At 73.7% G+C, this 19,771-nt stretch carries 22 protein-coding genes; 12 read left to right on the forward strand and 10 right to left on the reverse strand.

The genetic code is table 11. The features are described from left to right. The first annotated feature begins 2 nt into the window (after positions 1 to 2). From NLX85_RS23680 to NLX85_RS23705, 6 genes are all read left to right on the forward strand, one after another. Entirely contained in the window at positions 3 to 1,307 is a 1,305-nt protein-coding gene (locus NLX85_RS23680; RefSeq protein ID WP_189198418.1) for a cysteine desulfurase, read from the forward strand. Further along, positions 1,307 to 1,780, forward strand: coding sequence for a Fe-S cluster assembly sulfur transfer protein SufU (gene sufU / locus NLX85_RS23685; protein WP_254338597.1), 474 nt, complete (start codon positions 1,307 to 1,309; stop codon positions 1,778 to 1,780). The genes NLX85_RS23680 and sufU overlap by 1 nt, the downstream gene beginning before the upstream one ends. Next, a complete protein-coding gene (locus tag NLX85_RS23690) occupies positions 1,777 to 2,208 on the forward strand; it encodes a metal-sulfur cluster assembly factor (RefSeq protein WP_254338599.1) in 432 nt (143 codons plus the stop codon). The genes sufU and NLX85_RS23690 overlap by 4 nt, the downstream gene beginning before the upstream one ends. Positions 2,209 to 2,508: 300 nt before the next feature. Further along, positions 2,509 to 3,141 carry a LysE family transporter gene (locus tag NLX85_RS23695; protein ID WP_254338601.1) on the forward strand — a complete coding sequence of 211 codons (633 nt, stop codon included), beginning with the start codon at positions 2,509 to 2,511 and terminating at the stop codon, positions 3,139 to 3,141. A gap of 33 nt (positions 3,142 to 3,174) precedes the next feature. Continuing rightward, positions 3,175 to 3,813, forward strand: a complete 639-nt coding sequence (locus tag NLX85_RS23700; protein ID WP_254338603.1) for an acVLRF1 family peptidyl-tRNA hydrolase — start codon at positions 3,175 to 3,177, stop codon at positions 3,811 to 3,813. Positions 3,814 to 3,972: 159 nt separating this feature from the next. Then, the gene (locus NLX85_RS23705; protein WP_254338605.1) at positions 3,973 to 5,190 is read left to right on the forward strand and encodes a hypothetical protein; all 1,218 of its coding nucleotides are present in this window, start codon (positions 3,973 to 3,975) and stop codon (positions 5,188 to 5,190) included. 107 nt (positions 5,191 to 5,297) lie between these two features. Here NLX85_RS23705 and NLX85_RS23710 read toward each other — a convergent pair whose 3' ends face one another. After that, positions 5,298 to 6,212, reverse strand: a complete 915-nt coding sequence (locus NLX85_RS23710) for a neutral zinc metallopeptidase (protein WP_254338812.1) — start codon at positions 6,210 to 6,212, stop codon at positions 5,298 to 5,300. A 248-nt stretch (positions 6,213 to 6,460) separates the two neighbouring features. Between NLX85_RS23710 and NLX85_RS23715 the strand changes: the two genes are divergently transcribed. Then, positions 6,461 to 8,068 carry an ABC-F family ATP-binding cassette domain-containing protein gene (locus NLX85_RS23715; RefSeq protein WP_254338607.1) on the forward strand — a complete coding sequence of 536 codons (1,608 nt, stop codon included), beginning with the start codon at positions 6,461 to 6,463 and terminating at the stop codon, positions 8,066 to 8,068. Between the two features lie 81 nt (positions 8,069 to 8,149). Here NLX85_RS23715 and NLX85_RS23720 read toward each other — a convergent pair whose 3' ends face one another. Continuing rightward, positions 8,150 to 8,755, reverse strand: coding sequence for a cadmium resistance transporter (locus NLX85_RS23720; RefSeq protein ID WP_254338609.1), 606 nt, complete (start codon positions 8,753 to 8,755; stop codon positions 8,150 to 8,152). Between the two features lie 213 nt (positions 8,756 to 8,968). Between NLX85_RS23720 and NLX85_RS23725 the strand changes: the two genes are divergently transcribed. The 3 genes from NLX85_RS23725 (at position 8,969) to NLX85_RS23735 (ending at position 12,107) form a co-directional block, all read left to right on the forward strand. After that, on the forward strand, positions 8,969 to 9,196 hold the full coding sequence (locus NLX85_RS23725; protein WP_007462679.1) for a helix-turn-helix domain-containing protein: 228 nt from the start codon (positions 8,969 to 8,971) through the stop codon (positions 9,194 to 9,196). A gap of 46 nt (positions 9,197 to 9,242) precedes the next feature. Next, a complete protein-coding gene (locus NLX85_RS23730) occupies positions 9,243 to 10,010 on the forward strand; it encodes an enoyl-CoA hydratase/isomerase family protein (protein WP_254338610.1) in 768 nt (255 codons plus the stop codon). 114 nt (positions 10,011 to 10,124) lie between these two features. Then, a complete protein-coding gene (locus NLX85_RS23735; protein WP_254338814.1) occupies positions 10,125 to 12,107 on the forward strand; it encodes an ABC transporter ATP-binding protein in 1,983 nt (660 codons plus the stop codon). A gap of 54 nt (positions 12,108 to 12,161) precedes the next feature. Here the strand turns inward: NLX85_RS23735 and NLX85_RS23740 are convergent, their stop codons facing one another. From NLX85_RS23740 to NLX85_RS23775, 8 genes are all read right to left on the reverse strand, one after another. Beyond that, positions 12,162 to 12,821 carry a dihydrofolate reductase family protein gene (locus tag NLX85_RS23740; RefSeq protein WP_254338612.1) on the reverse strand — a complete coding sequence of 220 codons (660 nt, stop codon included), beginning with the start codon at positions 12,819 to 12,821 and terminating at the stop codon, positions 12,162 to 12,164. Positions 12,822 to 12,879: 58 nt separating this feature from the next. Further along, positions 12,880 to 13,608: an AraC family transcriptional regulator gene (locus NLX85_RS23745; RefSeq protein ID WP_254338614.1), complete on the reverse strand. Its 729-nt coding sequence runs from the start codon at positions 13,606 to 13,608 to the stop codon at positions 12,880 to 12,882. Between the two features lie 136 nt (positions 13,609 to 13,744). Next, positions 13,745 to 14,320 carry a G/U mismatch-specific DNA glycosylase gene (gene mug, locus NLX85_RS23750; RefSeq protein ID WP_254338616.1) on the reverse strand — a complete coding sequence of 192 codons (576 nt, stop codon included), beginning with the start codon at positions 14,318 to 14,320 and terminating at the stop codon, positions 13,745 to 13,747. A gap of 10 nt (positions 14,321 to 14,330) precedes the next feature. Continuing rightward, positions 14,331 to 15,092 (reverse strand): SDR family oxidoreductase, encoded by a 762-nt coding sequence (locus NLX85_RS23755; RefSeq protein WP_189198409.1) that lies wholly within the window; start codon positions 15,090 to 15,092, stop codon positions 14,331 to 14,333. A 43-nt stretch (positions 15,093 to 15,135) separates the two neighbouring features. Then, positions 15,136 to 15,585: a hypothetical protein gene (locus NLX85_RS23760; RefSeq protein ID WP_254338618.1), complete on the reverse strand. Its 450-nt coding sequence runs from the start codon at positions 15,583 to 15,585 to the stop codon at positions 15,136 to 15,138. Then, entirely contained in the window at positions 15,582 to 16,403 is an 822-nt protein-coding gene (locus NLX85_RS23765; protein WP_254338620.1) for a DUF692 domain-containing protein, read from the reverse strand. Before NLX85_RS23765 ends, NLX85_RS23760 begins: the two co-directional genes overlap by 4 nt. Beyond that, positions 16,400 to 17,320 carry a TIGR04222 domain-containing membrane protein gene (locus NLX85_RS23770; protein ID WP_254338622.1) on the reverse strand — a complete coding sequence of 307 codons (921 nt, stop codon included), beginning with the start codon at positions 17,318 to 17,320 and terminating at the stop codon, positions 16,400 to 16,402. The genes NLX85_RS23765 and NLX85_RS23770 overlap by 4 nt, the downstream gene beginning before the upstream one ends. Positions 17,321 to 17,420: 100 nt before the next feature. Further along, the gene (locus tag NLX85_RS23775) at positions 17,421 to 17,993 is read right to left on the reverse strand and encodes a TetR/AcrR family transcriptional regulator (protein WP_091320811.1); all 573 of its coding nucleotides are present in this window, start codon (positions 17,991 to 17,993) and stop codon (positions 17,421 to 17,423) included. 106 nt (positions 17,994 to 18,099) lie between these two features. Here NLX85_RS23775 and NLX85_RS23780 point away from each other — a divergent pair, with 106 nt between their 5' ends. Continuing rightward, complete coding sequence (locus NLX85_RS23780) at positions 18,100 to 18,954, forward strand: carbon-nitrogen hydrolase family protein (protein ID WP_254338625.1); 855 nt, start codon at positions 18,100 to 18,102, stop codon at positions 18,952 to 18,954. A 56-nt stretch (positions 18,955 to 19,010) separates the two neighbouring features. Next, entirely contained in the window at positions 19,011 to 19,655 is a 645-nt protein-coding gene (locus tag NLX85_RS23785) for an HAD family hydrolase (RefSeq protein WP_254338627.1), read from the forward strand. Positions 19,656 to 19,771: the final 116 nt, after the last annotated feature.

Below are 19,771 nucleotides of genomic sequence, written 5' to 3' on the forward strand. Positions count from 1 at the left end.
CGATGACCTCCATCGCGATCCCGTCGGGCATGCCGCAGTACGACGACGTGCCCCGCTTCGACGTGGCGCGGGTGCGGGCCGACTTCCCGATCCTGGACCGGGAGGTCAACGGGCACCCGCTGGTCTACCTCGACAGCGCCAACACCTCGCACAAGCCGCGGCAGGTGCTCGACGTGCTCGCCGAGCACTACGCGATGCACAACGCCAACGTGTCGCGCTCGGTGCACACGCTGGGCACCGAGGCGACCGAGGCGTACGAGGGGGCCCGGGCGAAGATCGCCGCCTTCATCAACGCGCCCAGCGTGGACGAGGTGGTGTTCACCAAGAACTCCACCGAGGCGATCAACCTGGTGGCGTACGCCTTCTCCAACGCCTCGCTGCGCCCGGACGCCGACCCGCGCTTCCGGATCGGGCCCGGTGACGAGATCGTCATCTCCGAGATGGAGCACCACTCGAACATCGTCCCGTGGCAGCTCCTCGCCGAGCGCACCGGCGCGACCCTGCGCTGGTTCCCGGTCACCGACCACGGCCGGCTCGACGAGTCCGGGCTGGACGACCTGGTCACCGAGCGGACGAAGATCGTCTCGCTGGTGCACATGTCCAACATCCTGGGCACGGTCAACGCCACCGCGCGGATCACCCAGCGGGTCCGCGAGGTGGGCGCCCTGCTGCTGCTCGACTGCTCGCAGTCGGTGCCGCACATGCCCATGGACGTGGTCGACTACGACGCCGACTTCATCGTCTTCACCGGGCACAAGATGTGCGGCCCGACCGGCATCGGCGTGCTCTGGGGCCGGGGCGAACTGCTCGCCGCGATGCCCCCGGTGCTCGGCGGCGGCTCGATGATCGAGACCGTGTCGATGGCGCGCTCCACGTTCGCCGCGCCGCCGGCCCGGTTCGAGGCGGGCACCCCGCCGATCGCCGAGGCGGTCGCGCTCGGCGCGGCGGTCGACTACCTCACCGGGATCGGCATGCGGGCCATCCAGTGGCACGAGAAGGAGCTGACGGCGTACGCGCTGGACGCCCTCGCCACCGTGCCGGGCCTGCGGATCTTCGGCCCGAACGTGCCGGTCGGCAGGGGCGGCACCATCTCCTTCGCGCTCGGCGACGTGCACCCGCACGACGTCGGGCAGGTGCTCGACTCGCTCGGCGTGCAGGTCCGGGTGGGGCACCACTGCGCCAAGCCGGTGTGCACCCGGTTCGGCGTGCCGGCCATGACCCGGGCCTCGTTCTACCTGTACACCACGACCGAGGAGATCGACGCGTTGGTGGCCGGTCTCGAGCAGGTGCGGAAGGTGTTCGACTGATGCAGCTCGACCAGCTCTACCAGGAGATCATCCTGGACCACTACAAGCACCCGCACGGCCGTGGCCTGCGGGACGCGACGGACCCGGCCGCCCGGGTCGGCGAGGCGCACCACGTCAACCCGACCTGCGGCGACGAGATCACCGTGCGGGTGTCCACCGACGGCAAGGTGTTCACCGACATCTCGTACGACGGGATGGGCTGCTCGATCAGCCAGGCGTCGGCCAGCGTGCTGCACGAGCTGCTGCGCGGCCGGGCCGCCGACGACGCCGCCGCGGTGCACGAGGCGTTCGTCGAGTTGATGTCCGGGCGTGGCCAGGTCACGCCGGACGAGGACGTGCTCGGAGACGGGGTGGCGTTCGCGGGTGTCGCGCGCTACCCGGCCCGGGTGAAATGCGCGCTGCTGTCGTGGATGGCGTTCAAGGACGCCGCGGCACGCGCCGGGGTGGGCGTGAGCCCGGAGGTGAAGGCATGAGCAGCGAAGAGACCACCTCGACGCCGGAGACCGGCGCGGTGGCGACCGACGGCGCGGCCCCGGCCGGCGACGCTCCGGCCAACGGTGCCGGTGCGGCCGGCGGCAAGGCCGCCATCGACGACATCGAGGAGGCGATGAAGGACGTCGTCGACCCGGAGCTGGGCATCAACGTGGTCGACCTCGGCCTGGTGTACGGCATCCACGTCGACGACCAGAACGTCGCCACCCTGGACATGACGCTGACCTCGGCGGCGTGCCCCCTCACCGACGTGATCGAGGACCAGGCCCGGCAGGCGCTGACCACCGGCCCGGGCGGCGGCCTGGTCGACGACATCCGGATCAACTGGGTCTGGCTGCCGCCGTGGGGCCCCGACAAGATCACCGACGAGGGCCGGGACCAGCTCCGCTCCCTCGGCTTCAACGTCTGACCGCTCCGCGGTCCCGGTCGAGCGCGGCACCCGTCGGGTGCCGCGCTCGATTCGTCTCAGAAGCCTGCCGCAGTAGATCTTGGTCGCAAACGGCCCCTGTAGGGGCCATTTCCGTCCAAGATCTTGTAGGGGTCGCACCGGAGATCCGCTCCGCGGAAATCGGGTGGCGGGGTGGGGGAGTGGAGTGCAGGATGGGCGCGTGATCGAGGCGTACCCGAAGCAGGTTCCTGTCCGTGCGGCCACCGTCGCGCGCCGACAGCGCACCCTGCCGCCGGCCGCATCGACCCGCCGCCCACCGTCGTGACCGGGGCGTTCCTCGCCGGTCTGGTGGCCGGCTACGGCGTCGCCGTCCCGGTCGGCGCGATCGCGATCCTCATCCTCGGGCTCAGCGCCCGTACCTCGTTCCGGGTCGGCGCGGCCGCGGCGCTCGCCGTGGCCACCGCCGACGGGCTCTACGCGGCGGTGGCCGCCCTCGGCGGCGCCGGCCTGGCCGGGATCATCGCGCCGGTCGCCGGGCCGTTGCGGGTGGTGGCCGCCCTGGTCCTGCTCGGGCTCGCCGGTCACGGGCTGTGGCGCACCTGGTCCGCCCGGCGGACCCGGGAGGTCGCGGCGGCACCGGTCGGGCGCGGGCTGGACACCCCGGGGCGGGCGTACGCGGCGCTGCTCGGCCTCACCCTGCTGAACCCGGCCACGGTGCTCTACTTCGCCGCGCTGGTGCTCGGCCGTCAGGACACCGCCGACCCGGACGGCGCGACCGCCGCGCTCTTCGTGGCCGGCGCGTTCCTGGCGTCGGCGAGCTGGCAACTGGTCGTCGCCGGGGGCGGCACCATGGTCGGTCGGGCCCTGGCCGGGCCGCGCGGCCGCCTGATCACCGGTCTGGTCTCCAGCGCCCTGATCGCCGCCCTGGCCGTCGCCACCCTGCTGCCCGACTGAGCGACGCCGGGGCCGGTGTCGTACGGTCGGGCGGTGACCAGCCGACCCGCAGCCGGGGGCGGCCGGTGGGTCGAGGTCGACCCGGGCCGCGTCGCCCGCTGGGTCGAGGGCTTCGCCGACCGGCACGGCCCGCCCACCACGACCGTCGAGGGGTACGGGCTGCTGCTCACCGCCCCGGACGGCGCCACCGCCCAGCTGCACACGCCGCCGGGCGCCCCGGCCACCGCCGACGTGCCCGGGTTCGTGGCCGCGGCCGGCGCGCGTCGTCGGCTGGGCCTGCTGCTGGCCCGCAAGGGCGCCGTGGCGGTCGGTGTCGCCGACGGCCCCGACCTGGTCGTCTCCAAGGTGGACACCCGGTACGTGCAGGGGCGCACCGCCGCCGGCGGCTGGTCCCAGCAGCGCTTCGCCCGGCGGCGGGACAACCAGGCGAAGGCGGCGCTGGGCGACGCGGCCGAACTGGCCGTACGCCTGCTGTTGCCCGCGGCGTCCACCCTCACGGCCCTGGTTTGCGGCGGGGACCGGAAGGCGGTGGACACCGTGCTGGCCGACCGCCGGCTGGCCCCGCTCGCCGCGTTGCGCGCCGGTCGCCTCCTCGACGTGCCCGAACCCCGGCAAGCCGTTCTGGTCGCCGCCGTCTCCGCCGCCCGAGCGGTCCACATCCTGGTCCGTTGAGGGGGAAAGATCCCCATCAAGACGGTCAATCCAACCCGTCGATTGTGCATCGAAGGAAACCGATGCATAGGCTCGCTGTCGAGCGCTGGGTCTTCCGGGCGACCCATCGGGCAGCGCCGCCTCCGTCATGGCATCGACAAGGTTGGGAGAAAGCAGTACATGAGCGGATATCAGGACGGCCGGCTGCGGACCCGGTGGCGCCGTGCGACGCGGCTCCTCGCCGCGGCGGCGGCGATGGTGACCGGAAGCGCCGGACTCGCCGTCGTACTGACGACGGGCTCCGCGGCCGCCGGCGTCAGCCCCGCCCAGCGCGCCGCGCTGGCCGCCCCGGCGGTCAGCAGCGTCACCGCGGGCGGCGCACACACCTGTGCGGTCCTCGCCGACGGGGGGCTGTGGTGCTGGGGTTCGAACTACAGCGGCCAGCTCGGTGACGGGACCACGACGAACCGGAGCACCCCGGCGCGGGTCGGCACCGCCACCTGGCTCGATGTCGACGCCGGCTCCGGCCACACCTGCGGGGTGCAGACGGACGGGACGCTGTGGTGCTGGGGCTCGAACTACCGGGGCCAGCTCGGTGACGGCACCACCACGAGCCGGAGGACCCCGGTGCGGGTCGGCACCGCCACCACCTGGGCCCGGGTCAGCGCCGGCCCCGCGCACACCTGCGCCGTGCGGACCGACGGCACCCTCTGGTGCTGGGGCTTCAACCGGACCTCCCAGTTGGGCGTCGGCTCTTCGCCCTATGTCGCGACCACCCCGCTGCAGGTCGGCACGGCGACCAACTGGGCGAGCGTCACGACCGGCTTCGCGCACACCTGCGGTGTCCGCACCGATGGGACGCTCTGGTGCTGGGGCTACAGCTCCGACGGGCAGCTCGGTCTCGGCGCCCTGGGCTCTCAGACCACACCGGCGCAGGTCGGCACCGCGACCACCTGGACCGGCGTGACGGCCGGGTACGCCCACACCTGCGGGGTCCGGTCCGGCACCCTGTGGTGCTGGGGTGAGAACGGGTACGGGCAGTTGGGCGTGAGCGGCAGCTTCCGGACCACGCCGGTCCAGGTCGACGCGACCACCACCTGGAGCGGGGTCGGCGGGAGCGGCGACACGTCGTGCGCGGTCCGGACCGACGGCAGCCTGTGGTGCTGGGGCAGGAACACGACGGGGCAGGTGGGGGACGGCACCACCACCCACCGGTTCACGCCCACCCGGGTCGGCGCCGCCACCGTCTGGACCGGCGGCGTCGACGTCACCGACCACAACTGCGACGTACGCACCGATGGCAGCCTCTGGTGCTGGGGCGACAACAGCGGGGGGCAGTTGGGCGACGGCACCACCACCCAGCGGTCCACCCCGGCCCAGGTGACCCTGCTGGGCTGAACCGGCGGCACCGAGCACGACACGGGCCGCCGGCCTGACCGCTGGCGGGTGCCAGGGGTCCAGGCCGGCGGCCCGGTGTCGTGGAGCCGGTCAGCCGGCGTCCGCGCTCACTGCTGGCCGCCGAAGGTGTCGCAGGCCTTCGGGTCGCCCGTGGAGAAGCCCTTCGTGAACCACTGCTTGCGCTGCTCGGAGGTGCCGTGGGTGAACTCGTCCGGGTTCACCGGCCGGCCGGAGCGCTGCTGGATCGCGTCGTCGCCGATCTTCTCGGCGGTGTCGATCGCCTGCTGGATGTCCTGGTCGGTGATGCTCTTGAAGATCTTCTGGCCCTGCTCGTCGGAGGTGCCGGTGGCGTTCTTCGCCCAGGCGCCCGCGTAGCAGTCGGCCTGGAGTTCCAGCTTCACCGACAGCGCGTTGGCGTTCTGCGGGTCGCGCTGCTGCTGGCGGCGCATCTGCGCCTCGGTGCCGAGCAGGTCCTGCACGTGGTGCCCGTACTCGTGGGCCAGCACGTACGGCTGGGCGAACTCGCCCTCGGCGCCGAGCTGGTCGGCGAGCAGGCGGTAGAAGGTGAGGTCGATGTAGACCAGGTCGTCCGCGGGGCAGTAGAACGGGCCCACGCCGGAGTCGGCGGCGCCGCAGCCGGTGCTGACGTTCTGGCTGAAGAACACCGTCTTCGACGGCTTGTACTGCTCGCCGAACACCTCCGGCATGGCGGTCCGCCAGTACGCCTGGATCGAGTTGACGTAGAGGGTGTTGCGGCAGTCGAGCTGCTTCAGCGCGTCCTGCGCCGAGCACTTCTGGTCCAGCGAGGTGTTGTCGCCCTGCTCGGAGCCGCCGCCGTTGGTGGCCGCGTTCAGCCCGAAGCCGCCGCCCACCAGGGCGATCAGGACGGCGATGATGATGCCCACGATGCCGCCCCGGCCGCCGCCGATCGGGATCGGTATGCCCATCCCGCCGCCTCCGCCGGACCCTCGCCGATCCTCCACCTGGCTGGTGTCGACCCGCGCGTTCTCGTTCAGCTCCATGTTGACCCCGATCACCGAATAATCCGTATGTGGTGGTTGCGGTACCGGACCGGGTCCGGACGAGGTTTCCGGTACCCGATGATCTTGCGCGGTAATCCGGCGGGCCGTCCGGGAGCCGCCCGGTACACTTGGCCCGTGCTGCGCTGCGAAGGCTGAACGGCCCCGCGCCGACGGGAAGTGATGACCCGCCGGCGCTTTCGCGTGCCCTGAGTCAGCCTTCGCCGAACCCCGAGAGCGAGTACCTCGAAATGATCACTGCCACCGGCCTGGAGCTGCGCGCCGGTTCCCGGATCCTGCTGTCCGACACCACGCTGCGGGTGCAGCCCGGTGACCGGATCGGCCTGGTCGGCCGCAACGGCGCCGGCAAGACCACCACCCTCAAGGTGCTGGCGGGGGAGGGGCAGCCGTACGGCGGGCAGATCGACCGGCGCAGCGCCATCGGCTACCTGCCGCAGGACCCGCGGACCGGCGACCTGGAGGTGACCGGGCGGGACCGGGTGCTCTCCGCCCGTGGGCTGGACGTGCTCATGGCGCAGATGACGGAGCTGGAGGCGAAGCTCGCCGAGGGCGCCGACGACGAGAAGCTGGTCCGCCGCTACGGCGCGCTGGAGGACCAGTTCGCCTCCCTCGGCGGCTACGCGGCCGAGGCCGAGGCGGCCCGGATCTGCGCCAACCTGGGCCTGCCCGACCGGGCCCTGGCGCAGACCATCGGCACCCTCTCCGGCGGCCAGCGCCGCCGCATCGAGCTGGCCCGGATCCTGTTCCGCGACGCCGGCGAGAACGGCGGCGGCATCCTGCTGCTCGACGAGCCGACCAACCACCTCGACGCCGACTCGATCACCTGGCTGCGCGGCTTCCTCGGCAACCACAAGGGCGGCCTGATCGTGATCTCCCACGACGCGTCCCTGCTGGAGGCGGTCGTGAACAAGGTCTGGTTCCTGGACGCCACCCGTTCCGTGGTCGACGTCTACAACCTGGGTTGGAAGGCGTACCTGGAGGCGCGGGAGACCGACGAGCGGCGCCGCCGCCGGGAGCGCGCCAACGCCGAGAAGAAGGCCGGCGCGCTGAAGGCACAGGCGGACAAGATGCGGGCCAAGGCCACCAAGACCGTCGCCGCGCAGAACATGGCCCGCCGGGCCGAGAAACTGCTGTCCGGCCTGGAGGACGTCCGGGTCGCCGACAAGGTGGCGAAGGTGCGCTTCCCCACCCCGGCGCCGTGCGGCAAGACGCCGCTCACCGCCTCCGGCCTGTCCAAGTCGTACGGGTCGCTGGAGATCTTCACCGACGTCGACGTGGCGGTGGACCGCGGCTCCCGGGTGGCCATCCTGGGCCTCAACGGCGCCGGCAAGACCACCCTGCTGCGGATGCTCGGCGGCCTGTTGGAGCCGGACACCGGCGAGGTGCGCCCCGGGCACGGCCTGCGGCTCGGCTACTACGCCCAGGAGCACGAGACGCTGGACGTGGAGCGGACCATCCTGGAGCACATGCGCAGCGCCGCGGCGGATCAGACCGACACCGACCTGCGCAAGATCCTCGGCGCGTTCCTCTTCTCCGGCGAGGACGTGGACAAGCCGGCCGGGGTGCTCTCCGGCGGCGAGAAGACCCGGCTGGCGCTGGCCACCCTGGTGTGCTCCGGCGCGAACGTGCTGCTGCTGGACGAGCCGACGAACAACCTCGACCCGGTCAGCCGCGAGCAGGTGCTCGACGCGATCGCCCGCTACCCGGGCGCCATCGTCCTGGTCACCCACGACCCGGGAGCCGTGCTGGCGCTGAAGCCCGACCGTGCCATCCTCCTCCCCGACGGCGACGAGGACGCCTGGTCCGACGACCTCCTGGAACTGGTCGAACTGGCCTGACCGCCCAGGCCCCGGCCCCGCGCGGGTCGATCATGAAGTTGTTGCCGCCGGACACGGCGTGTCGCGGCGACAACTTCATGATCAAGGCAGGAGGGCGGCCAGGTGGGGGAGGACGCCGGAGGTGGTCAGGATGACCAGGCCGAGGGCGATGAAGACGGTCGGGACCAGCCAGTGGCCGGCGCGGCCGACCAGGGCGACCACCCGGGGGTGGCCGCCCAGCGCGGCGGCGACCGCGCACCAGAGCGCCACCAGGGCGGCGAAGACCAGCAGCCAGACCAGGCCGGCGGCCGGGTCGAGCGAGCGGAACACCGGCACGTAGACGGCGATGTTGTCGGCGCCGTTGGCCACCGTCACCCCGGCGACGCCGAGCAGGGTGCCGACCACGGCCGGGGGCTCGTCGTCGTCGCCGTCGCGGGCCAGCAGGGCGCGGACGCCCAGCGCGATGGGCAGCAGCCCGAGCAGGCCGGTCCACGGGTCGGGCACCACGAGCAGCCCGGCGGCGACCACCACCGCGACCGCGACCAGGGCGCCGATGCCGGCGTACTGGCCGGCGACGATCTGCCAGGGGCGGGGCCGGCCGGTGCCGCGGGCCGCCACGAAGAACACGGTGAGCACGACGATGTCGTCGATGTTGGTGGCGGCGAAGACCCCGGCGGCGGCCGCCGCCGGGGCGAGCAGGTCGATCACGCGAGGCAGCGTACGGGTCGGCCGGGCGGGCCGCCCCTCATGATCCAGCCGGACGGCGCCGACCGACCGGTCAGAAGGATCACTCTATCGGGAAGCTGACATTGCATAGCGTGTCGGTTGGCGAATAGTTGATATCTGGCGCATGATCGTCCGAGGCGGTCTAATAGGTGGGACCGTATCCGAACCGCACAGTCTGGGACGTGAGGAATCAGCATGGCAGCCACCGGCACAGCCACCAGCACTGAGAAGGGTCGCCGGATCGTCGGGGCCGAGCGCCAGACGCTCGCCAAGGACCTGGTAAAGCGGTACACCTCGGGTGAGAGCATCCGTGCGCTCGCGGCCTCGACCGGCCGTTCCTACGGGTTCATCCACCGGGTGCTCACCGAGTCCGGGGTGCAGCTGCGGCAGCGCGGCGGCGCCCGGCGCCGGAAGAAGGCGTGACCCGCCCCCCAGCGTCGTCCATCAGCGCCGTGCTCCGGGTGGTCCGGTGACCGCCGAGACGACCGGAGTGCGACTCGACTGCGACGGGCCGGTCGCGACGGTGACGTTGTGCCGGCCCGACGTGCTCAACGCCCAAACCCCGGCGATGTGGCGCGCGATGAGCGACTTCTCCCGGGATCTGCCCGGCGACGTCCGCGTCGTCGTGGTGCGCGGTGAGGGGCGGGCCTTCTCCGCCGGCCTCGACCTGTCGGTCGCCGGCTCCTCCGGCCCGGGTTCCTTCGCCGAGCTGTCCACCCTGCCCGAGCAGGAGTGCGCCGACCGGATCGCCGAATACCAGGGCGGCTTCACCTGGCTGCACCGGCCGGACGTGATCTCGATCGCCGCCGTGCAGGGCCACGCCATCGGCGCCGGCTTCCAACTCGCCCTCGCCTGCGACCTGCGGGTGCTCGCCGAGGACGCCAGGCTCTCCATGGCCGAGGTGACGCTCGGCCTGGTCCCCGACCTGGCCGGCACCAAGCGCCTCGCCGAACTGGTCGGCTACTCCCGAGCGCTGGAGATCTGCGCCACCGGCCGCCGGATGGACGCCGCCGAGGCGGACCGGATCGGCCTGGCCACCCTGGTCGTGCCGGGCGCCGAGCTGGACGGCGCGGTGCGCGACCTGACCGCGGGCCTGCTGGCCAACAACCGGGACGCGATCGTGGAGATCAAGGCGCTGCTCGCCGGGGCCGGCGGGCGTACCCACGCCGAGCAGCAGCGGGCGGAGCGGGAGGCGCAGACCCGGCGGATCCGCGACCTGGCCGGCCGGGGCGAATAGTAAGGACCGTTCGGGAAGATCCGGGTTACTCGCGAGGTTGTCGTAGTCGTCGGGAGAATTGACCCCGACGGTCCACGGCTGCCGACGACCCGGAGGTGACGAGTGTCCAACCCGATGGCCGGTGGCGGCATGGGCGGCTGGAGCATGCTCCGGTCGATGCGCAACCGCGACGAGATCTCCACCCACCAGCTCAAGCGCGGCACCGCCAAGCGGATCGTCGCGTTCGCCCAGCCCTACCGGCGGGACATCATCGTCTTCCTGATCACCGTGGTGATCGCCGCGGTGATCGGGGTGGCCACCCCGCTGCTCGCCGGTGACGTGATCGACGCGATCGCCGGCGGCGGCTCCGACGCGGGCGCGACGGTGGTCCGGCTCGCCCTGATCATCGCCGTGCTGGCCGTGGCCGACGCGCTCTTCTCGCTGGCCCAGCGCTGGTATTCGGCGCGGATCGGCGAGGGCATCATCCTCGACCTGCGGACCCGGGTCTACGACCACGTCCAGCGGATGCCGCTGCAGTTCTTCACCCGGACCCAGACCGGCGCGCTGGTCAGCCGGCTCAACAACGACGTGCTGGGCGCCCAGCGGGCGTTCACCTCGACGCTGTCCGGCGTGGTCAGCAACGTCATCCAGCTCGTGCTCACGGCCGGGGCGATGCTCGTGCTGTCCTGGCAGATCACCGTGCTGGCGCTGGTGCTGCTACCGATCTTCATCATCCCGGCCCGCCGGGTCGGGCGGCGACTGGCCGAGATCACCCGCGAGTCCTACAACCTCGACGCCAAGATGAACGCGACGATGACCGAGCGGTTCAACGTCTCGGGCGCCCTGCTGGTCAAGCTCTTCGGCTCGCCCGAGGTGGAGGCGACGCGGTTCGCCGGCCGGGCCGAGCGGGTCCGCGACATCGGCATCCAGTCGGCCATGTACTCGCGCACCTTCTTCGTGGCCATGCTGCTGGTCGCCTCCCTCGCCCAGGCACTCACCTACGGTCTGGGCGGCTGGCTCGCCGTCGCCGGTGCGGTCAGCGCGGGCACCGTGGTCAAGCTGGCCCTGCTGCTCACCCGCCTCTACGGCCCCCTCACCGCGCTCTCCAACGTCCGGGTCGACGTGATGAGCGCGCTGGTCTCCTTCGACCGGGTCTTCGAGGTGCTCGACCTGCGCCCCGGCATCGAGGAGAAGCCCGACGCCGTGCCGGTGCCCCGGGGCAACGGCCGGGTCGAGTTCCGCGACGTGCGGTTCCGCTACCCGAGCGCCGCCGAGGTCTCGCTGGCCTCCCTGGAGGAGGTCGCCGCCCTCGACCGGACGGTCAACGAGCCGGTGCTCAAGGGCGTCTCGTTCGCCGTCGAGCCGGGCCAGATGGTGGCCCTGGTCGGTCCCTCCGGCGCCGGCAAGTCGACGCTCTCCATGCTGATCTCCCGGATCTACGACGTGAGCGACGGCCAGGTGCTGGTCGGCGGCGTCGACGTCCGCGACGCCACGCTCGCCTCGCTGCGCGACGAGGTCGGCGTGGTCACCCAGGACTCCCACCTGTTCCACGAGACCATCCGGGAGAACCTGCGCTACGCCAAGCCGGACGCCACCGACGACGAGATCTGGGCAGCGCTGGCCGGCGCGCAGGTCGCCGACCTGGTCCGCGCCCTGCCCGACGGGCTGGACACGACGGTCGGCGAGCGCGGCTACCGCTTCTCCGGCGGCGAGAAGCAGCGCATCGCCATCGCCCGGCTGCTGCTCAAGGCGCCGTCGATCGTGATCCTCGACGAGGCCACCGCGCACCTCGACTCGGAGAGCGAGGCGGCGGTGCAGCGGGCGCTGTCGGTGGCGCTGACCGGGCGTACCGCGCTGGTGATCGCGCACCGGCTCTCCACCGTCCGCGACGCCGACCAGATCCTCGTCCTCGACGAGGGGCGGATCGTCGAGCGCGGCCGGCACGACGAGCTGGTCGCGGTGGGCGGCCTCTACGCCGAGCTCTACCGCACCCAGTTCGCCGTCACCGACTCGCCGGCCCCGTACGCGGAGCAGGAGCAGCCGGAGCCGGTGGTCACCACGGTGCCCGTCGGCACCTACGTGGCCCAGGAGGCGCTGCCCCCGGCCGCCGCCAACTAGGGCGGCCTGCTGAGCCGGGACAGAGGCCGCTTCGACGCCGGTCGGGCGCCGGTGTCAGTCGAGGACCGTCGCCGAGCGCCCTTCGTCCACCGTGTACGCGCCCGCGGAGATCGCGCCGAGGCTCGTGGGCTGGAGGGTCAGCGAGACGACGCCGCCGGGCAGCACCCGCGAGTTCTCCTCGACGGCTGCGAACGTCGCGGGCGTCGATCCGTCCGGGAACAGGCGCTTCCCCGTGCCGACGATGACCGGGTACTGGAGCAGCCGGTAGACATCGACGAGTCCTGCCTGGTGCAGCGCCTGGACGAGTTTCCAGCTTCCGTGAACCTGGAGTTCCCGGCCGGGAAGCTCCTTGAGGCGGCGTACCTCGTCGGCCAGGTCACCGCGGAGGACCGTCGTCGGGCTCCAATCGGCTTGATCGTCGGTCAGCGTGGAGCTGACGACATACTTCGGCAGCGTGTTGAGCTTGGTGGCGATCAGGTCGTCAGGTTCGGTGACCTTCGGCCAGTACCCGCCGAGCAGGCCGAAGCTGGTGCGGCCGAACAGGAACGCGTCGGCCGCACGGAACCAGCTCTCGACGACCTCGTTGGTGTGCGTCGAGGCGTGCGGAACGAGCCACCCGCCGCGGTCGAAGCCGCCGGAGCGGTCCTCGTCGGGGTTTCCGGGTCCCTGCATGACGCCGTCGAGACTGACGAAGGTGTTGACGCTGAGCAGCACGGTTCTCCTCGGAACTCGGGTCGCGGACGGCCGGCCAGGTTTGGCTGGCAGGCGGACGCTAGCTGCCGGGCCCGGGGTGGGTCTTGTACAGGAACGACATCGCGGCGACGTGGCCCGCCCGCAGCTCCCGTGCGGTGCGCCCGACGTAGCGACGCAGCGCATGCGCGAGGTGGGCCTGGTCGAAGTACCCCAACGTCTCGACGACCGTGCGCCAGTCAAGGCCGTCGAGCAGCATCGTGGCTGCGGCGTTCGCGCGGTCGATCTGCCTCACGGCGGTCTGCGACAGTCCGACGATCGCGCGGTGGCGACGCTGCCGGGTTCGCTCGGTCGGGCTGGCCTCGCGATGCCCGGGCACCCGCTCCTCGTCCCCGAGCTGCGATCGCACCAGCAGATCCGCCTGCTGCAACCGCCGGACGAAGTGCTCGACGTTCTCGAACGTCGGCGCCTCCCAGCTCTCGCCGCCGATGACGATCCGGCCCGATTCCGTCACCGGGAACGGCACGTACCCATCGACGATCGAGGCTGCGGGATGCGGCCGGAGAACCGCGCCGAATGCGAACCGGACCCCCAGGAACTCGGTGCCCGGCGGGACCGGCGCCGTCGTCGCCCTCGTCTCCGGCCCGCGCAGGCCGGCGAGCAGGCGTCCCGGCGCCCGCGAGAGGATCAGATGCCAGGAGGTGCGTGCCGCGGAGGTCATCGTCTCCTCCGCGTCGGAGCGGGTGCGCCACACGCGGTCGACGAGGCTCACGTCGATCTCGGTGTCGCGATGCTCGAAACGCAAGGCCATGACCTGCCCCTTCGCCAATCTGCCGAGGTTCCCTCCCGAGGGTAGCGACGTCGACGAGCACGACCGACACGTCCACAGCGCAACGGGGGCCCATCTCAACGCCGTCGGTGTCGCCGTGCCGAAGCCGGCTGACCGGCTAACCGGCGACCGCGGCCCGCAGCTCGCCGAAGGCCGCGCCGAGCGTCTCCGGGGTGAAGTGGGCGTTCAGCCCGCTCGGGTTGGGCAGCACCCAGAGCCGGGCCGCCGCGAGCGGTTCCGGCTGCGGCCCGAAGGCGGCCTTCGGCCGGGCGAACCCGATCCGGTACGCGGTCACCCCGACCACCGCCACCCAGCGCGGCCGGTAGCGCGCCACCTTGGCGGCCAGCTCCCGCGCGCCCTCGACCAGTTCCTCGGCGGTCAGCTCGTCGGCGCGGGCGCTGGCCCGCGCCACCATGTTGGTGATGCCCAGCCCCAGGCCGGGCAGCTCGTCCTGCTCGCTGGGGTGCAACTGGCGCGGGGTGAAGCCGCCCCGGTGCAGCGCCGGCCAGAACCGGTTGCCCGGGCGGGCGAAGTGCCAGCCGGTGGCCGCCGACCACAGGCCGGGGTTGATCCCGACGAAGAGCACGTCCAGCCCCGGGGCGATCACGTCCGGCAGCAGCTTGTCGGCCGCCGCCGCGAGCTGCTCCTTCGTCGGCCGGGGATACCGCCCCCCGGGCCGGCTTCGCCCCGTCACCGGCTCGCCGTCACAGGCCGCGCAGCGCGCCGCCGTCGACCGGCACGGTCACTCCGGTGACGTAGCCGGCGGCGGGGGAGAGCAGGAAGGCGGCCACCCGGCCGAACTCGGCGGGGTCACCGATCCGGCCCAGCGGGATCGACGCCTCGGCCTCGGCCCGGGCCCGTTCCGGGTCGCCGGCGGCGGCCAGGAGTTCCCGGTTCCGGGCGGTCATGATCCGCCCCGGCAGGAGGCTGACCACCCGTACGCCGCGCGGGCCGTACTCGTCGGCCAGGTCCTTGGCCACGCCGGCCAGGCCGGGGCGCAGACCGTTGGAGATGCCGAGCCCGGGCAGCGGGCCGCGGACCGAGGTGGAGAGCACCAGCCCGATGGCGCCGCCACCGGTGAGCGCGGCGGCCACCGTGCGCGCGGTGCGGACGCTGCCCAGGAAGACCGTCTCGAAGGACTCCCGCCACTGCTCGTCGGTGATCTGGGCGGCGGTGCCCCGGGGCGGGCCGCCCACCGAGATCAGCGCCCCGTCGAGCCGGCCGAACTGCTCGCGCGCCGCCGCGACCAGGCGCTCCGGGGTGCCCGGGTCGGTGAGGTCGGCGGTCAGCCCGATCGCGCGCTCCGGCCCGCCGAGCGCCTCGACAGCGGCGGCCACCCGCTCGGGGGCGCGGGACGAGATCACCACCCGGGCGCCGTCGGCCACGAGCTGCTCGGCGGTGGCGAAGCCGAGGCCGTCCGAGGCGCCGGTCAGCACGTACACCCGGTCGGCGAGTCCGAGATCCATGAGGCCGATCCTGCCGTACCCCGGGTGGGCCTGCCACCCGCTCTCAGCGCGACGCCGGTCGGAGCAGGCGTACCCGGCCGGCGAGCTGGGCCGCGACGGCGCCGCCGGCCCGGACGACGGCCGGCAGCCGGCGCGGCCGGGGGGCCGAGCGGCCGTCGTAGCGGGTGGCCGCCTCGCGGGCGGCCAGCTCCTCGGCGCCCAGCGGCGGCAGCGTGCCCCGGTCGCGCAGCTCCCGGGCCAGGTCCCAGCCGTCGCGCAGCGAGCCGTTGGTGGGCCGGCCGGCCGCCCAGCCGGCGAAGGTGGCCGGCCACGCGTCGCCGAGGCCGGCCGCCAGCAGCGGCCAGTGCCGGGCCACGTCGCCGGCCCGCTTGCGCAGCAGCGCCCGCCGGGCCGCCTCGACCGGCGCGGGGGCGAACCCGGCCGGCAGCGGCCCGCCGGCCACCAGCGCCGCCACCAGCTCCGCCTGGCGCGCGGCCAGGTCCCCGCCGCTCACGTGACCACCGGGTACCCGGAGGCGGCGGCCAGGGCGTCCAGCTCGCCGCGCAGCTCGGCGGCGGGCGGGTAGTGGCCGTCGCGTTCCAGCAGCAGCGCCGGGGGCCGGCGCCGGCCGCACAGCTCGCGGACCAGGTCGAGCACCTCGGCGGGGACCGGGTCGGTGTGCGTGTCGTGGTAGAAGCCGCCCCGCTCGGCGCCGCCGGCCACGTGCACGTAGGCGATCCGGTCCAGCGGCAGCCGGTCCAGCAGGGCGGCCGGGTCGCCGCCCCGGTTGCGGGCGTTGGCGTGCACGTTGGCGACGTCGAGCAGCAGCAGCGCCCCGGTGGCGTCGAGGATCTCGGTGAGGAAGTCGGCCTCGTCCAGCTCGTCGTCCGGCCAGTCGAAGAGGGCGGCGATCGGCTCCAGGGCCAGCGGCACCGGCAGCTCCGCCTGCGCCCGCCGGACGTTGGCCACCACGGCGGCCACGGCCTCCCGGCTGCGCGGCAGCGGCAGCAGGTGACCGGCCTCCAGGCCGCCGGCCCGGACGAACGCGATGTGTTCGCTCACCAGCGGCGCGTCCAGCGCCGCGGCCACACCGGCCAGGTGCGCCACCCGGGCCGGGTCCACCGGTTCCGCGCCGCCGAGGGAGAGCTTCACGCCGTGGGGTACGACGGTGACGCCGCGCCCCCGCAGCTCGGCCAGGCCGTCGGGGAGTGGCCCGGCCGGGGCGACCGTCTCCGCGACCACCTCGACGAAGCGGAGCCCGGGCAGGCCGGCCACGAAGCCGGCGATCTCCGGCCGCCACCCGATGCCCACTCCGGACGGGCCGGTGGTCATCCGCCGCACCCGCCACCGCCGCCGCAGCCGCCACCGCCCCCGCAGGAGCTGCCCCCGCCGCAGGAGCTGCCGCCCCCGCAGGAGCTGCCGCCGCCGCACGAGCTGCCCGAGCTGCCGCTCGCCCCCATCGCGTGGCGCTGGATCTCGGCCTGCTCGGCGAAGCCCGGGTCCATGCTCCAGAGGGTGGCGGTGCCGAACAGCGCCACACCCATCGCCGTGTCGGACGGGCCGTAGGTGGCGTACGCCGGTGCGGCGGAGGGGCGCAGCCAGGTGTGCTGGCGGCGCAGCTCGCGCAGCGCCTGGTTGGCCGCCCGGGTGCGCCACGGAACCCGGTTGAGCAGCAGGAACGCGATGAAGAGCGGCACCATGGTGAGCAGCAGCCAGCCGGCGGGCCGGCCGTTGGAGATGCCGGCGAAGGCCCGGACGAGGCCGAGCGGCAGCAGTGCGCCGACCAGCAGCGCGCCGCGGCGCAGCGTCGCCCGCCGCTCCTTGTCCAGCGCCAGGCCCCGGCGCACGAGACCGTCGCGCAGCTCGTCGAGGGCGCGCCGGACCCACTCGTCACGGCCCAGCTCCCGGGAGCGCAGGCCCCGGCTCGCCGCGTGGTGGATCGCCTGGTCCAGGGGGGTGACCCCGGCGGGCAGCGGGCCGCCGGTGGTGAGCCGCCGGTCGGGGCGCACGCCGACCGCGCCGGCGCGGCGCAGCCCGCCGAGCGCGGTCCAGACGGCGAGCTGCTCGCCCCCGTTCAGGTACGCGGCCTGCTGCGGCCCGAGCGGCCCGTCCCCCTGCACGGGGGTGCCGGCCAGCGCGCGCCGGCGGTACACCAGGGCACCGGCGACCAGCACGACGGCCGCCACGAGGTACCAGCGGAGGAAGACGGGGCCGGGGATGCCCCAGGTGTCGCCCGCGAGGACGGTCATGCTCTGCTCCTGTCGCGAGGGGTCGCGGCTCATTGTGGAGCAGGTGCGCCAGCGGTGATCTTCCCGGCGGGTCGAGTTACCGGACCGAGACCCGGGCCGGTCAGTGCCGGCGGACGGCCTCCTCGACCAGGTCGAGCACCCGGCCCAGGTCACCGGCGGGACGGCCCATCGCCAGGTGCAGCACGAGCCCGTCGTACGCCAGCTCCAGGAACTGGGCCAGCACGTCGATCGGCACGTCGTCGCGGAGCACCCCGGCCTCCCGCTGGCGCAGCAGGCGTTCCCGGGTGGCCTCGGCGATCGCCGCCGAGCGTTCCGCCCAGCGCTTGGCGAACGCCGGGTCGGTGCGCAGCCGCCGGGAGACCTCGAGCTGGCTGCCGAGCCAGCCGGTGGTGTCCGGGGAGATGGCCCGGGCGAGCAGGTCCCGCATCACCTGGACCAGGCCGTTGCGGGCCACGGTCTCCACCATGACGGCGGCGTCGTCCTCGGCCACGGCGAGGAAGAGCGAGTCCTTGTCCCGGAAGTGGTGGAAGATCGCGCCCCGGGACAGCCCGGTGGCCTCCTCCAGCCGGCGGACGGTGGCACCCTCGTAGCCGTGCCGGGCGAAACACGCCCGCGCGGCGCCGAGGATCTCCTGCCGGCGCGCGTCGAGCTGGTCCTGGCTTACTCTGGGCACGTCACGATCGTTGCAGGTGGACCCGGCCGATGCAAACCGTACGTACGGCTTGAGATGCGGTTTTCGCATGATCCGCCCGGTCGGCCCCGCCGGTTACCATCCTCCGGTGACCCAGGCCGTGCCCCTCCCCACCCGCCCGCTGACCGTGGCCACCGTGCAGGCCGAGCCCGTCCCCGGTGACGTCGCCGGCAACGCCACCACCGCCGCCCGCCTCGTCGGCCGGGCCGCCGGCGCCCGGGTGGTGGTGCTGCCGGAGCTGTTCCTGCCCGCGTACCACCCGCCGATCCTGGGCGCCGACCCGGCCGGCACCGACGTGGCCGCCGACGTCGACGGCCGGGTCGGCGACCCGCGGCTGGACCCGCTGCGCGCGGCCGCCCGCGACGGCGCGACGAGCGTGGTGATCGGCGCGGCCGTCCGCCACCCGGACCGGCGGCGCACCATCTCCTCGCTGGTGGTCGACCCGACCGGCGCGGTCACCGTCGGCTACGACAAGCAGCAGCTCTGGAGCGGCGAGCGCGAGCTGTTCGTGCCCGGCCCGCGGGGCGCCACGCTGCTGGTCGACGACTGGCGGTTCGGCCTCGGCATCTGCTACGACGGCTGCTTCCCCGAGCACGGCCGGGCGGCCGCCGACGACGGCGCGCACGGCTACCTCTGCCCGAGCGGCTACCTGGCCGGCTCCGAGCACCGCCGCGACCTGTACTACGCCGCGCGCGCCCTGGACAACACCATGTACGTGGTCTTCGCCAACTCCGTCGACGGCGCCGACCCGTGGCGGTTCAACGGCGGGGCGGCGGTCTACGAGCCGGAGGGCCGGGCGCTGGTCCGGGGCGCGGACACCGGCGAGGACGTGCTGGTGGCAACCCTCGACCCGGCGGCCCTCGGCGCCACCCGGGCGGCGCACACCATGCTCACCGACCGCCTGCCCGACCAGGGGCTCGCCCGGACGACGCTCGTCGGCTGAGGGCCTGGTGCCCTCGGGCCTGTCGGTGGCGCACCCCGGTCCCGTAGGGTGCCCGAGTGCCGTTGCTCCTGCTCGATCTGGACAACACCCTGCTCGACCGCGAGGTGCCGTTCCGCGCCTGGGGTGAGCGGTTCCTGGACAGCATCGGCGCTCCGCCCACCGACATCGACTGGTTGCTCTCCGTCGACGCCGACGGCCTGACCGACCGGTGGGACGTCGCGGACGCCATCCGGGACCGGTACGGGCTGCGCGTCCCCTCCATCGACCTGGTCGAGGAGCTGCACGACGGGGTGGTGGCGTTCACCCGGCTGGACCCGCTGGTCGCCTGCGCGCTGCGGATCGCGGACGACGCCGGCTGGGTGCCGGTGGTGGTCACCAACGGCACGTCCCGGCAGCAGGACGCCAAGATCCGGCAGACCGGGCTGGACCGGTACGTCGCGGACTGGGTGATCTCCGAGGAGGCCGGGGTCAGCAAGCCCAACCCGCGCATCTTCGCGCTGGCCGCCCAGCGGGCCCGGATGCCGCTGCGCGGCGCCTGGGTGATCGGCGACAGCCCGGAGGCGGACATCGGCGGCGCGACCGCCGTCGGGCTGCCCAGCGTCTGGCTGCACCGCGGCCGCCGCTGGTCGGACACGCGGTTCGCGCCCACCCGCACGGCGGACGGGCTGATCGCCGCGGTGGCCGCGGTCCTGGCCGGCTGAGCGGTAATTCGGTTGACCCGTCCGGGGCCGCCCGTGACCATGGTGCGGCGCGAGGGCGCAGCCGGGCGGGTCCCGGTCGAGGAGAGGAGGTCGGTCATGGCCGTCTTTGCAGGGTC

The sequence above is a fragment of the Micromonospora sp. A3M-1-15 genome (assembly GCF_024213425.1).
GTDB classification, from domain to species: domain Bacteria; phylum Actinomycetota; class Actinomycetes; order Mycobacteriales; family Micromonosporaceae; genus Micromonospora; species Micromonospora chersina.

What these genes read in the sequence shown, in the direction of transcription:
- NLX85_RS23690 (WP_254338599.1), top strand. Translation starts at nt 1,777, where the DNA reads ATGAGCAGCGAAGAGACCACCTCGACGCCGGAGACCGGCGCGGTGGCG.
- NLX85_RS23725 (WP_007462679.1), top strand. Translation starts at nt 8,969, where the DNA reads ATGGCAGCCACCGGCACAGCCACCAGCACTGAGAAGGGTCGCCGGATC.
- NLX85_RS23755 (WP_189198409.1), bottom strand. Translation starts at nt 15,092, where the DNA reads ATGGATCTCGGACTCGCCGACCGGGTGTACGTGCTGACCGGCGCCTCG.
- NLX85_RS23710 (WP_254338812.1), bottom strand. Translation starts at nt 6,212, where the DNA reads ATGGAGCTGAACGAGAACGCGCGGGTCGACACCAGCCAGGTGGAGGAT.
- NLX85_RS23680 (WP_189198418.1), top strand. Translation starts at nt 3, where the DNA reads ATGACCTCCATCGCGATCCCGTCGGGCATGCCGCAGTACGACGACGTG.
- NLX85_RS23770 (WP_254338622.1), bottom strand. Translation starts at nt 17,320, where the DNA reads ATGACCGTCCTCGCGGGCGACACCTGGGGCATCCCCGGCCCCGTCTTC.
- NLX85_RS23715 (WP_254338607.1), top strand. Translation starts at nt 6,461, where the DNA reads ATGATCACTGCCACCGGCCTGGAGCTGCGCGCCGGTTCCCGGATCCTG.
- sufU (WP_254338597.1), top strand. Translation starts at nt 1,307, where the DNA reads ATGCAGCTCGACCAGCTCTACCAGGAGATCATCCTGGACCACTACAAG.
- NLX85_RS23765 (WP_254338620.1), bottom strand. Translation starts at nt 16,403, where the DNA reads ATGACCACCGGCCCGTCCGGAGTGGGCATCGGGTGGCGGCCGGAGATC.
- NLX85_RS23735 (WP_254338814.1), top strand. Translation starts at nt 10,125, where the DNA reads ATGGCCGGTGGCGGCATGGGCGGCTGGAGCATGCTCCGGTCGATGCGC.
- NLX85_RS23745 (WP_254338614.1), bottom strand. Translation starts at nt 13,608, where the DNA reads ATGGCCTTGCGTTTCGAGCATCGCGACACCGAGATCGACGTGAGCCTC.
- NLX85_RS23705 (WP_254338605.1), top strand. Translation starts at nt 3,973, where the DNA reads ATGAGCGGATATCAGGACGGCCGGCTGCGGACCCGGTGGCGCCGTGCG.